The sequence below is a fragment of the Allobosea psychrotolerans genome, assembly GCF_002917105.1.
Lineage (GTDB): Bacteria > Pseudomonadota > Alphaproteobacteria > Rhizobiales > Beijerinckiaceae > Allobosea > Allobosea psychrotolerans.
This window is the reverse complement of sequence record NZ_PQFZ01000022.1, coordinates 1-13,725: the sequence shown is the minus strand read 5'-3', so window position 1 is coordinate 13,725 and position 13,725 is coordinate 1. Positions and strand designations below refer to the sequence as shown.

Annotated in this window: 10 protein-coding genes; 4 read left to right on the top strand and 6 right to left on the bottom strand. The window is 65.3% G+C overall.

Annotated elements, in window-relative coordinates:
• Positions 1-110: 110 nt before the first annotated feature.
• Both CYD53_RS25315 and CYD53_RS25310 read right to left on the bottom strand, forming a co-directional pair.
• Positions 111-929 carry an ABC transporter ATP-binding protein gene (locus CYD53_RS25315; protein ID WP_103720872.1) on the bottom strand — a complete coding sequence of 273 codons (819 nt, stop codon included), beginning with the start codon at positions 927-929 and terminating at the stop codon, positions 111-113.
• Positions 926-2,905, bottom strand: coding sequence for an AMP-dependent synthetase/ligase (locus CYD53_RS25310; RefSeq protein WP_181012030.1), 1,980 nt, complete (start codon positions 2,903-2,905; stop codon positions 926-928). The genes CYD53_RS25315 and CYD53_RS25310 overlap by 4 nt, the downstream gene beginning before the upstream one ends.
• Positions 2,906-3,272: 367 nt before the next feature.
• Between CYD53_RS25310 and CYD53_RS25305 the strand changes: the two genes are divergently transcribed.
• Positions 3,273-3,614: a hypothetical protein gene (locus CYD53_RS25305; protein ID WP_103720870.1), complete on the top strand. Its 342-nt coding sequence runs from the start codon at positions 3,273-3,275 to the stop codon at positions 3,612-3,614.
• Between the two features lie 54 nt (positions 3,615-3,668).
• Here CYD53_RS25305 and CYD53_RS25300 read toward each other — a convergent pair whose 3' ends face one another.
• The 3 genes from CYD53_RS25300 to CYD53_RS25285 form a co-directional block, all read right to left on the bottom strand.
• Positions 3,669-4,304: a class I SAM-dependent methyltransferase gene (locus CYD53_RS25300; RefSeq protein ID WP_103720869.1), complete on the bottom strand. Its 636-nt coding sequence runs from the start codon at positions 4,302-4,304 to the stop codon at positions 3,669-3,671.
• Between the two features lie 538 nt (positions 4,305-4,842).
• Positions 4,843-5,517 (bottom strand): Crp/Fnr family transcriptional regulator, encoded by a 675-nt coding sequence (locus tag CYD53_RS25290; RefSeq protein ID WP_103720867.1) that lies wholly within the window; start codon positions 5,515-5,517, stop codon positions 4,843-4,845.
• Positions 5,518-5,617: 100 nt separating this feature from the next.
• Positions 5,618-9,172 (bottom strand): indolepyruvate ferredoxin oxidoreductase family protein, encoded by a 3,555-nt coding sequence (locus tag CYD53_RS25285; protein WP_103720866.1) that lies wholly within the window; start codon positions 9,170-9,172, stop codon positions 5,618-5,620.
• Positions 9,173-9,463: 291 nt separating this feature from the next.
• Here CYD53_RS25285 and CYD53_RS25280 point away from each other — a divergent pair, with 291 nt between their 5' ends.
• Both CYD53_RS25280 and CYD53_RS25275 read left to right on the top strand, forming a co-directional pair.
• A complete protein-coding gene (locus CYD53_RS25280; protein WP_103720865.1) occupies positions 9,464-10,114 on the top strand; it encodes a DUF1007 family protein in 651 nt (216 codons plus the stop codon).
• A gap of 7 nt (positions 10,115-10,121) precedes the next feature.
• Entirely contained in the window at positions 10,122-11,144 is a 1,023-nt protein-coding gene (locus CYD53_RS25275; protein ID WP_103720864.1) for a nickel/cobalt transporter, read from the top strand.
• A 59-nt stretch (positions 11,145-11,203) separates the two neighbouring features.
• Here the strand turns inward: CYD53_RS25275 and CYD53_RS25270 are convergent, their stop codons facing one another.
• Positions 11,204-11,620, bottom strand: a complete 417-nt coding sequence (locus tag CYD53_RS25270) for a hypothetical protein (protein ID WP_342751739.1) — start codon at positions 11,618-11,620, stop codon at positions 11,204-11,206.
• A gap of 150 nt (positions 11,621-11,770) precedes the next feature.
• On the opposite strand from CYD53_RS25270, the gene CYD53_RS25265 reads away from it, so the two are divergent.
• On the top strand, positions 11,771-13,725 hold a 1,955-nt coding region (locus CYD53_RS25265), incomplete at its 3' end, for a methyl-accepting chemotaxis protein (protein ID WP_181012022.1).

Genomic DNA, 13,725 nt, shown 5'->3' with positions numbered 1-13,725 from the left:
CGATGGCGACGAGGATCAGGCCGGTCTTGACCCAGCCTTTGGCGAACAGGTTTGGCGCAGGCCGCGCGGCGACGTCGCTCATGGCTTTGTGTCCTTGAAGAAGCTGGCCATCAGTGCGCCACCCCCAAATAGGCGTCGATCACCTTCTGGTTCGCCTTCACCTCGTCGGGCGTGCCGTCGGCGATCTTGCGGCCGTATTCGAGCACCACGACGCGGTCGGAGAGGTCCATCACCACGCCCATATCGTGCTCGATCAGGGCGATGGTCGTGCCGAACTGGTTGTTCACGTCGAGGATGAAGCGGCACATGTCCTCCTTCTCCTCGAGGTTCATGCCGGCCATCGGCTCGTCGAGCAGGAGCAGTTCCGGCTCCATGGCGAGCGCACGGCCCAGCTCCACCCGCTTCTGCAGGCCATAGGGCAATTTCCCGACGGGCAATTTGCGGATGTGCTGGATTTGCAGGAAGTCGATGATGTCCTCGACCACCTTGCGATGCTCGATCTCCTCAGTCATCGCCGGGCCATGACGCAGCGCCTGCCAGAAGAAGCTCCGGTGCATCTTCAGCGTGCGGCCGGTCATGATGTTGTCGAGCGTCGACATGCCCTTGAACAGCGCGACGTTCTGGAAGGTGCGGGCGATGCCGTCGGCCGCGGCCTGGTGCGGCTTCACCTTGGCGCGGCGCACGCCCTTATAGGTGATCTGGCCTTCCTGCGGATGGTAGAAACCGTTGATGCAGTTGAGCATCGAAGTCTTGCCGGCGCCGTTGGGGCCGATGATGGCGCGGACCTCGCCCTTGCGGATGTCGAAGGAAACATCCGAGATCGCCTTCACCCCGCCAAAGCGCAGCGAGATGTTGTCGACCGACAGCAGGACGTCGCCCTTGTCGCGGTGCAGCGGTTCCCCGGTCACGTTCATGGTCTCGACGTTCATGCCGCCCTCGCCGGAATTGGCGCGGTCACCGGATAGATCTGGGCGTCGCGCACCTTGACGCGGGCGGAGATCACGCCCTTGCGGCCGTCCTCGAAGGTCACTTCGGTCGAGATGTCGGCGGCGTCCGAGCCGTCATAGAGCGCGGCGACGAGCGGGGCGTAGCGCTCGGCGATGAAGCCGCGCCGGACCTTCTGAGTGCGGGTCAGTTCGCCGTCATCGGCGTCGAGCTCCTTATGCAGGATCAGGAAGCGCCTGATCTGCGCCCCGCCCATCAGGGGCTCGGCAGCGAGCGAACGGTTCACCTCGTCGACATGCTTGGCGATCATGTCGTAGACGAGATCGTGGCCGGCGAGCTCCTGGTAGGAGGCGTAGACGACATTGTGGCGCTCGGCCCAGTTGCCGACCGCGGTCAGGTCGATGTTGAGCGCGACGGTGACGTAGTCGCGACCCTGGCCGAAGGCGACGGCCTCCTTGATGTTGGGATAGAATTTCAGCTTGTTCTCGATGTATTTCGGCGGGAACAGATCCCCCGAGGAGAGCTTGCCGACATCCTTGGCGCGGTCGATGATCTTGAGATGGCCGGTCTCGTCGAAGAAGCCCGCATCGCCGGAGCGGACATAGCCGTCGGCGGTCATCGTCTCCGCGGTCTTCTCGGGATCCTTGAAATAGCCGCCGAAGATCGAGGGCGAGCGGTAAAGCACCTCGCCATTGTCGTCGATCCGGATTTCGACCAGCGGCGCGGGCCGGCCGACCGTGTCGGCCTTGATCTCTCCATTGGGCTGCATGGTGATGTAGACGCCGGCTTCGGTCTGTCCGTAGAGCTGCTTCAGATTGACCCCGATCGAGCGATAGAACTTGAACAGTTCGGGGCCGATCGCCTCTCCGGCGGTATAGCCGACCTTGATGTTGCTCAGGCCGAAGCGGTTGCGCAGCGGCGCGTAGATCAGGATGTCGCCGAGCTTGTAGAGCAGCCTCGCGCCCAGCGGCACGCTCTCGCCGTTGAGGATCTTCTCGCCGTGCTGCTTGGCCACGCCGAGGAAGTAGTGGAACATCTTGCGCATCAGCGGGCCGGCATCCTCCATGCGCACCATGGTGATGGTCAGCATGGTCTCGAAGACGCGCGGCGGCGCGAAGGCGTAGGTGGTGCCGACCTCGCGCCGGTCGTCGATGACGGTCTCGGGCCCTTCCGGGCAGTTCACGCAGAAGCCCGCGACGATCGCCTGCGCATAGGAGAAGACATGGTCGCCGACCCAGGCGATCGGCAGATAGGCGATGACCTCGTCGCTCTCGTTCAGCCCGTCGAACTGGCAGCCGATCTCGGCGGCGGTGATGACGTTGAAATGGCTCAGCATGACACCCTTGGGCCGCCCGGTCGTGCCCGAGGTGTAGAGGATGATGCCGAGATCCGAGCCTGAGCCGGCCTCCATCTCGCGCTCATGGGCGGCTGCAGCCTCGGGGCTCGCCTTCAGCGCGTCGCGCCCGGCGGCGATGACCTTGTCGATCTCATGCAGCTTGCCGTGGTCGTAGTCGCGCAGGCCGCGCGGCTCGTCATAGAGCATCTGGCGCAGATGCGGCAGGCGCTCGGCGATGGAGAGGACCTTGTCGACCTGCTCCTGGTCCTGCACGCAGGCGAAGACCGCCTCGGCATGGTCGAGCACATAGGCCATCTCCTCGGCGACGCTGTCGGCATAGACCGGCACGGGAACCGCGCCGATCCATTGCGCGGCACACATCGACCAGTAGAGCCTGGGCCGGTTGTAGCCGATGATCGCGACCTTCTCGCCGCGCTTCAGGCCGAGATCCTGAAGCCCCTTGGCGAAGCTGCGCACCTGCTCGGCCACCTCGGCCCAGGTCCAGGACTGCCAGATCCCGAGATCCTTGTGCCGGAACGCGATGCGCGAACGGCGCTCGCGCGCATTGCGCAGCAGCAATTTCGGAAAGGTATCCGCCTGGCCGGCGCTTGCGCTTGCCACGATTGCGTTCTCCACCCTGTCCGGCCGCCGTACATGGCAGCGACCTTCGTTTTGGCCGTTTCGGCCCTTGTTCTTGATGAGAGCCTCGCAGCCACCCCATATCTTTGCAAGGGGGGGCTTGACAGACAACTTGGCATTTGGTCGCTATTGTCTTGGGGTCGTGCGATTCACCGTACGCCGGTGCGCAAATGTGGCGAACTTTGCCGGCCTTCCTAGGCTTCGCTTGGTGAAGAGCCTGGACCTGTCCCCGCCATTCAAGCCAGATCGTTCAGGGCCTCGGTCGTGCGACAACCGCATCTGATCGCGCTGGCATCCTGACCGCCATTCATCCGCCGTCTTCGGGTCGGATCCTGGCGGCGTGGACAGGTCAATGCGCGTTCTCGCTTCGATCAGCATGGCGCTGGTGCTGGCCACCGGGGCGATGGAGGCGCGCTCGCATCAGGCTGCCAGCGGCTGGGACTATCCCTTCGAGTGCTGCTCGGGCGCCGATTGCGCGCAGATCGACGCCAGCGCCGTCCGGGAGAACCCATCCGGCTTCGTCGTGACGATCGCGCCGGGGCGCCATCCGATGTGGCCGACGGAGCGTCGCGAGCCTCTCGTCCTCGAAATCCCTTATTCGAAAGCACGCGCGTCGCCGGACGGGCATTGGCATCTGTGCATCAACGATACGGGCGAACTGCTCTGCTTCTACTGGCCGGGCGGCGATTCGTGACGAGGTAGGGCCGATGCCTGCCATGGCGGGCTTCCATGGCCTTCGCCATTCAGATCACCTCTTGCGAGCCACGATGTAAGGCCGATGGTCCTTACCCTTGGTTGCGTGGTTTTCAACGGCAAGAATCTCGAAGCCGGCGGCAGAGATATGCTGGCGCAGCTTGGCCGCCCGAAAGACGCCGGCATAAGGTGCCTGCCCGATCGCTCGCATCGCAGGCAAGGCAAGCCGGATGAGCGGGTTCATGTCTCCGACGCAGGGTGTCTTCGAGATGAACAGCCCCTCCGCTAAGAGCAAGGCGTGAATGCGGCGCAGCGTCCCGGGCAGATCCCGGAGCAGATGCAGATAGTTGAACGCCAGAACGGCGTCGAACTGGCTTGCGTCAGCTGTGAGATCTTCTGCAGTCGCAGTGCGGAAGACGAGGCTCGGGAGAGGGCCGGCTGCGTGCTTCTCATGTGCGATCGCGATCATTCCAGCGGAAATATCCGTCGCAAGGTAGTCTCGAACATGGCCGGCGAGCCGGAGCGCCGTGGTCCCTGTTCCACAACCCAGTTCCAGCACCTTGTCGCCTGATCCCAACAAGGCGCGGGTCCGGTCCAGAGTGCGCTCATAGCCGGCCTGGTCGGCAATCGCACTCCTGGCGTATTTCCGCGAAGCCCGGTCCCAGAAACGGGCGTCGCTTGCCAGGCTCATAATGCGGTGCTCCTCACAAACATTTTTCGATGTCGGGAACGGGGCGCAAGCCGCTCTGGCTCTATACGCCGACCGTACCCGTCGTAGCGCGCCAGCGGCTCCAGATCCAAGATCGCCACGCTCCATGGCCGACCTCGAGCAGGCTGAGGTCCGCGAACCTAGTCAAACTCTGACTGTTGATCGCTACCGGAAAACGTAGCCTGTGATCCACCGCATCGCTCGCCCTAACCCGAATAGTGCGAGTGCATAGACGAAAATGAATGGCACGCTGGCAAGTGCTCCAAGCAGCGCGAAGCCATCAAATGAGAAACGAAACAAAATATATCCTGGAACGAAGATGGCGCCTGCAATGGCTGGACCCAGCGCATTCGTTAACGACCTATGCTGCCATCCCTTAGCGATCAGCATTATCGCGAGGGCGATGCAGAAGGCTCCGATCAACAGGTCTTTTGTCATTTGAGGATTGTAGCTGATGATCGCAAACGAAGCGTGAGTATCTCCGTCGCAATTTAGGCAGGTAGCGACTGTAGTTCTGTTACTACCCCTCGTAGCGCGCCAGCCGTTCCAGATCCAAGATCGTCACGCTGCCATGTCCAACCTCCAGCAGACCCAGGCCCTCGAGCTTCGCCAGCCCCTGATTGGCGATCTGGCGCGACATGCCGGCGAGCAGGCCGAGCTCCTCCTGTGAGATCGCCAGCGTCCGGTCGAGATCAGGATAGAGGATCGGGTTGAACAGCCAGGCGAGATTGCGCGCCAGGCGTCCGGTCGAATCGAGGGTGCGCTCGGTCTCGGCGATGGCGATGAACTGGGCGAGGCGCTCGTTGAACTGATGCACCAGGAAGCGGTTGAAGGCGGCGCTGTGCTCGAACAGCCAGAGGAAGGTCGAGCGCCGCATCAACGCGAGCCTGGTTTCGCGCAGGGCGACGAGCTCGTAACGGCGGGGTTCGGCCTTGATCACCGTGCCCTCGCCGAACCAGGCGCCCGCGCGCATGCCCGCCAGCGTCGCGGCCTTGCCGGTCTTGGAGGTGGTCGACATCTTGACCAGCCCCTCGGCGACGCCGGTCCAGGATTCAAGCCGGTCGCCGACATGGCAGATATAGGCGCCCTTGCCATAGAGCTTCAGGCTGACGCCGCGCCGCGCCTCCTCGAATTCCACCTCCGTCAGGTCGCGCGACCAGGCGGCAATGCGGCGGAGGTCTTCGGGAGGGATCAAGGGCGGGGCGATCCTGAAGTGGAGGAGCGTGAAGGCTCAGTATGGGCCGCGGCCGCGTTGCGACTCAAGCTGGACAAAAGATGCGCGGGGAACCTCCTCCCTATTCCGCCGCCTTCGGCATTGCCAATGCGGCAACAGAACCATCGCGCAGCTTCGCCAGCAACTCCGCCTCTTCGGCCTTCGCCGCCTTGAGGTGCCGGTCCTTGACATGGCCGAAGCCGCGGATCTTTTCAGGCGTCGCGGCGAGCGCGATGCAGAGCGCGTGGTTCTCGACCGAGAGCTTCGCCAGGATTTCGCCGATCAGCGTCTCATAGGCGCCGATCAGGGCGCGCTCGGTACGGCGCTCCTGCGTGTAGCCGAAGATGTCGAAGGCCGTGCCGCGCAGGCCCTTCAGCTTCGCCAACAGGCCGAAGGCCGACATCATCCAGGGGCCGAAGCTGATCTTGCGGGGAATACCGGTGACGGGATCGCGCCTGGCCAGCAGCGGCGGGGCCAGGTTGAACTCGTAGCGCAGCTTCTGGCCCGAGGCGCTGGTCGATTCGAAGGTCGCCTCGACCTGGCGCTGGAACGAGCCGTCGGCATAGAGCCGGGCGACCTCGTATTCGTCCTTATAGGCCATCAGCTTGAAGAGATAGCGCGCGACGGTTTCGGTCAGGGCGCGCTGGCCTGGCAGAACTTCCGTTTCCTTCGCCTGCACGCGTTCGACGCGTTCGCGATAGCGGGCGGCATAGGCTGCGTTCTGGTAGGCGGTGAGGACGCTGACGCGCCGAGCGATGATCTCGTCGAGCGAAGCCGAGATATGCCGCGCCTGCGTCGGGGCCTTGGCCTCCGACAGGGCGGCGACCAGCGCAGCGGGATCATGCGCGGCGCGGCGGCCGAGCTCGAAAGCTTGGCTGTTCATCGCCACGGCTTCACCATTGAGCTCGATCGCGCGCAAGAGCGCCGCGCGCGACAAGGGCACGCTGCCGAACTGCCAGGCGTAGCCGAGCATGAACATGTTGGCGGCAATGGCATTGCCGAGAAAGGCGACGGCTGCTGCGGTCGCATCGACGAAATGGGTCTGGTCGCGGCTCGAGGCCGAGAGGATCGAGCGCTTGATGCGCTCGATCGGCAGCGAGAAATCGGCATTGCGGGTAAAATCGCCCGGCAGGCTCTCGGCCGTGTTGACGACGACGGTCGCGGCCATCGGCTTGATCGCGCCGAGCACTTTCTTCGAGCCGGTGACGGTGAGGTCGCAGCCGAGCACGAGGTCGGCCTGCCCAGCGGAGACGCGGATGGCGTGGATGTCGTCGGGCGTCGGGGCGAGCTTGACATGGCTGAAGACCGCGCCGCCTTTCTGGGCGAGGCCGGCCATGTCGATCATGCCGCAACCTTTGCCCTCGAGATGAGCCGCCATGCCGAGGATGGCGCCTATGGTGACGACGCCGGTGCCGCCGACGCCGGTGACGATCACTGCGAAGCTCTTGTCTAGGGTTGGCAGTTGCGGTTCGGGGATGTCGCCTGCGCCGAGTGCGCCGGCGTCGAGCTTGCGTGGCTCGGCCTTTTTGGGCCGAGCGCCGTGCACGGTGACGAAGGACGGGCAAAAGCCCTTCACGCAGGAGAAATCCTTGTTGCAGTTGGACTGGTCGATCTGGCGCTTGCGGCCGAATTCGGTTTCAAGCGGCTGCACCGAGACGCAGTTCGACTTGACGCCGCAATCGCCGCAGCCCTCGCAGACCAGTTCGTTGACGATGACGCGCTTGTCGGGATCGGGATAGGTGCCGCGCTTGCGCCGGCGGCGCTTCTCGGTGGCGCAGGTCTGGTCGTAGAGCAGCAGCGAGACGCCGGGCACCTGCCTCAGCTCGCGCTGGACGGCGTCGAGATCGTCGCGGTGGTGAAACGTCGTGCCGGGCGGCCAGATCGTTCCGGGCGGGTATTTGTCGGGATCATCGCTGACGATTGCGATGCGCTGGACGCCCTCGCCGGCGATCTGGCGTGCCATCTGGTCGGGCGAGAGATGCCCTTCGGCCTGCTGGCCGCCGGTCATCGCGACCGCGTCGTTGTAGAGCAATTTGTAGGTGATGTTCACGCCAGCCGCGACGGCCCAGCGGATCGCGAGCGAGCCGGAATGGGTGTAGGTGCCGTCGCCGAGATTCTGGAAGACGTGGTTGCGGGTGGAAAAGGGCGCCTCACCTATCCAGTTCGCGCCTTCGCCGCCCATCTGGGTGAAGCCGGTGGTCGAGCGGTCCATCCACTGCACCATGTAGTGGCAGCCGATGCCGGCATAGGCGCGCGAGCCTTCAGGCACCACGGTCGAGCTGTTATGCGGGCAGCCCGAGCAGTAATAGGGCGTGCGCTTGGCGACCTCCTGGGCTTCCGCGAGCCGTCCCTGCGCTTTGGCGATCTCCTCCAGGCGCCCGCGCAGAACGGAATCGTCTTGGTACTGCAGCAGGCGCGCTCCGAGCGCGATCGCGACATCGTTGGGGTCGAGCGCGCCATGGACCGGGAACAGCCATTCGCCGGCTTCGTCCTTCTTGCCGATCACCATCGGCTGGGCTTCCGAGCCGTAAAGCTCCTCGCGGAGCTGGACCTCGATCAGCGAGCGCTTCTCCTCGACGACCATGACGAGGTCGAGCCCGGCGGCGAAACTCTTGAGTTCGGAAGGGTCGAGTGGCCAGGGGCAGGCGACCTTGAACAGGCGGATGCCGAGATCGTTCGCCCGGACCTCGTCGATGCCGAGATCCTCAAGAGCCTGGCGCACGTCGAGATAGGATTTGCCGACGGTGATGATGCCGATGCGCGGGCTCTTGCCGCCGGAGGTGATGGTCTGGTTGAGCTTGTTGGCGCGCAGGTAAGCAAGGATCGCAGCGCGCTTGTGGATGTGCAGGCGCTTCTCCTGGTCGAGGAAATCGAGCTCGCGGCGAATGCTCAGGCCGCCCGGCGGCATCACGAAATCATCGGGGAGGGTGATCGTCACGCGGTCGATCGCGCCATCGACGGACGCCGTCGATTCGATGTTGTCCTTGACGCATTTGATGCCGACCCAGACCGAGGCGAAGCGCGAGAGCGCGAGGCCATGCAGGGCATAATCCATGATCTCCTGCACGCCGGCGGGATTCAGGATCGGCATCATCCGGTCGACGAGGACGAATTCGGTCTGGTGGGCGTTGGTCGAGGACTCGGCCGTGTGGTCGTCGCCCATCAGGCAGATCACGCCGCCATGGGGCGAGGTGCCGGCCATGTTGCCGTGGCGGAAGACGTCGCCGGTGCGGTCGACGCCCGGACCCTTGCCGTACCAGAGCGCGAAGACGCCGTCATATTTGCCCTCGCCCTGGAGCTCCGCCTGCTGCGTGCCCCAGACGGCCGTGGCGGCGAGGTCCTCGTTCAGCCCGGGCTGGAAGACGATGTTTGCTGCCTTGAGCTGCCTGCCGGCGCGCGAAAGCTGCTGGTCGAGGCCGCCGAGCGGCGAGCCGCGATAGCCGGAGACGAAGCCTGCGGTGTTAAGGCCGGCAAGCCTGTCGCGCTCGCGCTGGACCATCAGCATGCGCGCGATCGCCTGTGTCCCGGTCAGGAAGATCTTTTGCTTGGACAGGTCGTATTTGTCGTCGAGCGCGACCTCGCGCAGGCTGGTCGCCGCCTTGGCGACAGAGCCGGAGTTCCGCTGCGTCTCGGCCATGGCCGACCTCCCCAGATCGTCCCGTTTCCAGACTATGGGGCCGGTTGATCCAGCCTCCAAGCTAGGCATCGCCCAACTCTTTAATATGTCAGTAAGGCTGACATATCGGCGCGCCGGGGTCAATTCGGATTGGGATTGTTCCAGCCTTTGCGCGAAGGCCGATGCTGCGCCGCGATTTGGCCTCGTTTACGGGGGAAGGCTGGTTGCGACGCAAACCATCGGCAAGTGGCGTGTTCATAATAGGTTAACCATGATCCGCCAGGTTTCGGCCTCACGCGAAGGAGCCGCCCCTTGAAGCGCCGTGCCATCACCGCCGCCTTGGTCGCGGCTCTGGGCTGGTGGGCCGTTCTGTCCACCCCGGCGAGCGCGCATCCGCATGTCTTCGTCTCGGCGCGCGCCGAGATCGTCTTCGGCCCCGACGGGGCGGTGACGGCGCTGAAGCACATCTGGAGCTTCGACGAGGCCTATTCCGCCTATATCACGCAAGGGCTCGACAAGAACGGCGACGGCAAGCTGACGCCCGACGAACTGGTCGACCTCGCCAAGGTCAATATGGAGTCGCTGCCCGAGGTCGGCTTCTTCACCACCGCCAAGGCCAATGGCAAGGCGCAGGAATTCGGCGAGCCGACCGAGGCGAGCCTCGCCTTCGAGAACAAGATCCTGACCCTGAGCTACACCCTGCCGCTGAAGACGCCGATCAAATCGGTCCGCTCGGTCGGGCTGGAGATCGGCGATCCCACCTATTTCGTCGCCTTCGACATCGTCGATGCACCCGATGCCGTGATCACGCGCGATGCGCCCAAGGGCTGCGTCGTGCGGGTCGCACGCCCGCCCAAGCTCGATGCGGCCACCCAGCTCAAGCTGGCGCAGGAGGACATCACCGCCACGCCGGATATGAGCGGTTTCCAGGTGACGACCCGCGCGCTGGTCGCATGTCCTTGATCGCGTCATGTCCCTGACCCCGTCGCAATCGCCCCCGCTCGCCTGGCCTTCGCTGTCGCGCCGGTTGATCGTCGTCGTGGTCACGCTGGCGCTGGTCGCGGGCGTCCTGGGGCTGCTGGCGCATTTCGTCACGAGCCTGAGCCCGGTGCCGCCACCGCCGCCGCGCAATCCCTTCGGCGGGGGGATGCCGCGCGAGGCGCTGCCCTCGACGACCGGGATCGGCGGATTGCTGCTGGCCTGGCAATCCTCCTTCTACCGCGAATTGACGGCGGCTCTGAAGGCGATCCATCAAAGCCCGGCCGCGCTCTGGAGCCTGATGGCGCTGGCCTTCGGTTACGGCGTCTTCCATGCCGCCGGTCCCGGCCATGGCAAGGCGGTGATCTCGGGCTATATCGTCGCCGACAACCGCAGCCTGCGGCGGGGGCTGGGCCTGAGCTTCGCGGCGGCGATCCTGCAGGCGCTCGTCGCCATCGCGCTGGTCAGCACGCTGACGCTGGCCTTGAGGGCGACGGCGCAAACCATGACCACCGCGGCCGACATGGTCGAGCAGGCGAGTTTCGCACTTGTCGCGCTCGTCGGCCTCTTCGTGCTCTGGCGCAAGGCCGGGGCGCTGCTGGCGCTCGGCCACGGCGCGCAGGCGCATGACCCGACCTGCGACCATGTCCATATGCCCGGTCCCGAGGAGATCTCGCGTCTCAAGAGCTGGCGCGAGATGGCGGGTGTGGTCTTTGCGGCGGGCCTGCGCCCTTGCGCGGGGGCGCTGATCATCCTGGTCTTCTCGGCCTCGCAGGGCCTGCTCTGGGCCGGCATCGCCGCGGCCTTCGCCATGGCGCTCGGCACGGCGCTGACGACGGGAGCGCTCGCGGCGCTTGCCGTGTTCTTCAAATTCGCGGCGCTCAGATTGGCCGGCGGCGGCACCCTGCGCAGTGCCAGATTGATCGCCGGGCTGGAGCTTCTGGCCGCGGGCTTTGTCGCCGTGCTGGGCGCGGCGCTGTTCTTCGGGCTCTGGGCGGCAGGGGCGGGGAGTTAGGTTCTTGCTTTAACGCGTTTTCTTGACGCGAACCGGTCTCCACTTCGCTCGAAAACGCTCTAGAAGAAGCTTTCGAGGAACGCCGCCGCCTCATCCGAAATAGCCACGATCTTGTTGGTCGCCTGGCGATAGAATTTGAAATTCAGCTCGGTCTCCGGCCTGCCGTCGCTCCAGGATACGAAAGGCTTCAGCGCGCCGCGTCCCAACGCCCGCCGCGCCAGCGCGGTGCGTTCGACGGCGATGCTGACGCGCGGGGTCTGGCGCTCGACACCGGGCCGTCTTGGGAGGGGCTCGGCGGAGGCGACGACACCACGCGCGAGCAAACCTTGCCCGGCCTCGTTCTCGCTGGCGAAGATATAGATCACGTCGCTCGCCGCGATGCGCTTTCCGCCATACATCGTCTTCTGTCCGGCAAAGACGAAGGTTGCCGCATGCGGATCGCCGATTGCGGCCTTTATCGCAAACGCCATGGTCATGGAGCCTCTGCGGGATGGTCGACCTCAGCGTCATCGTGCCAGCCATGTCGAGCCATTTGAGGCAATATTAACCGAATTCGCAGCATTTTAGCTGAACCTATGGTGCCGGCCGCAACCGCTGCCGGATTGAACCCTGTTCCAGGTGCCGTGATGATCTTCCCGAGTTCCATTCGGCAGTACCTGCTGGCGACCATGGCGGCCGTCTGCCTGCCTGGCCTCGGCACGCTCGGCTATCTCGCCTATGATGCGGTCATCGACATGCGCACCAGCCACCGGCTGGCCGGTCTGGTCGAGGCGGATCGCGCCTTGCTGCTCACGGGCAATTCAATCCGCTCCGATCGCGGCAAGGCCCAGACCAGCCTGCAGGCCAAGGACGATGCCGGCGCGACGATCCGTTCGATCGTGGAGTCATCGCGAAACCAGATCGCGACAGCCGTAGCGAAGCTCGAAGCCGTCGATCTGGCGGAGCGTTCGGCCTATTCTGCCGCCATCCTGCAGGCTGAGAAGGCCATGCAGGGCAAGATTCCCGATCTGGACGCCGAGGCCGCAAAGCCGCGGGCGCAGCGCAGCCTGGCTGCGACCATGCCCTGGTACAACGCCGTCGGCGCCATCGAGAGCGCGCTGACCAAAGCCTCCGATGCGGCGTCGCTGGCCGTTCGCCTGACCGATCCCGCGCTCGCGGAGCTTCAGGCATTCAAGGCCACCGCCTGGGCCCTGCGCTCGAACTACGGCACGCAATGCTCATTGCTGCGTGCCTCGCTCGGCTCCGGCCAGGCGCTCACCCCGCCACAATGGAAACAGTTCGGCGAATTGCGCGGTGCGAGCAATGCGGCGCAGACCCAGTTGGGGCAACTCGCCACGCGCGCCGGCATCTCGCCCGAGCTTGCGCGCAAGGTCGGCGTTGCGACCGGCGAAGTCGCCACTGCAAACCAGGCAATGGACCAGCTTGTCGGCAAGCTGGGTCAGGGCGCAGGCGCCGTCATCGGCGCCGAGGACTGGACCGCAATGTGCAACGGGCCCTTCAATGCCATCGTTGGCGCGGTCACCCAATCGCTGGACGAGATGCGATCGACGACTGCGGCGCAGAGCAATTACGCCCTGACCCGGCTGGCCCTGATTGCCGGCCTGCTTGTCGCGCTGCTGACCCTGTGCGCAGCAAGCTGGCGCGGCATCCAGAAGCGCATCGCGAACCCGCTGACCGGCATGAATGTCGCGCTTGCGCGCATGCAGGCCGGCGACATCGACGAGGCTGTTCCCGCCGCGCCTTGTCCCGATGAAGTGGGGGCGCTTGGCAACGCGCTTGAGGCCTATCGCGAAAATCTGGTCAAGGTTCGGGCTCTGGAAGAGCAGGAGCGCACGGCCTCGGCCGCTCGCCTGGCGCGGGCGCAGTCGATGGAGGCCGTGGTCTCCGATGTCGGCGAGGTCGTCGCAGCTGCGGCGTCGGGCGATTTCTCGGCGCGGCTCGAGATCGAGCATGCCGACGAGCAGATGCAGAAGCTCGTCGCCGGCATCAACGAGATCAACGCGGTGGTCGACAGCGCCACGTCCGAATTCGCCGCCGCCCTGCAGGCGGTGGCGGGCGGCGACCTGACCGCCCGGATCGAGACGGCCTATCGCGGCAAGTTCGCCGAGCTCAAGGGCGCGATCAACGAGACGGTCGACCGGCTGTCTTCGACGGTGCGCACGATCCAGACGACCTCGGCGGATGTCGGCCTGGCGGCGCGCGAGATCACCATGGGCGCCGACGACCTGTCGAAGCGCACCGAGGAGCAGGCGAGCTCGCTGGAGGAGACCGCAGCCACGACCGAGGAGCTCGCAGCCTCGGTGAAGGCCTCGGCCCAGGCTTCCAGGCAGGCCGCCGCGATCGCAACCGAGGCGATGCAGGCAGCGCAGTCGGGCGGCACGATCGCGACCGAGGCTGTCGCTGCGATGGCGCGCATCGAGAGCGCCTCGCAGAAGATCTCCGACATCATCCGGGTGATCGACGACATCGCCTTCCAGACCAATCTCCTGGCGCTGAACGCGGCGGTGGAAGCGGCGCGCGCCGGCGATGCCGGCAAGGGCTTTGCGGTCGTGGCCTCGGAGGTGCGCACGCTGGCGCAGCG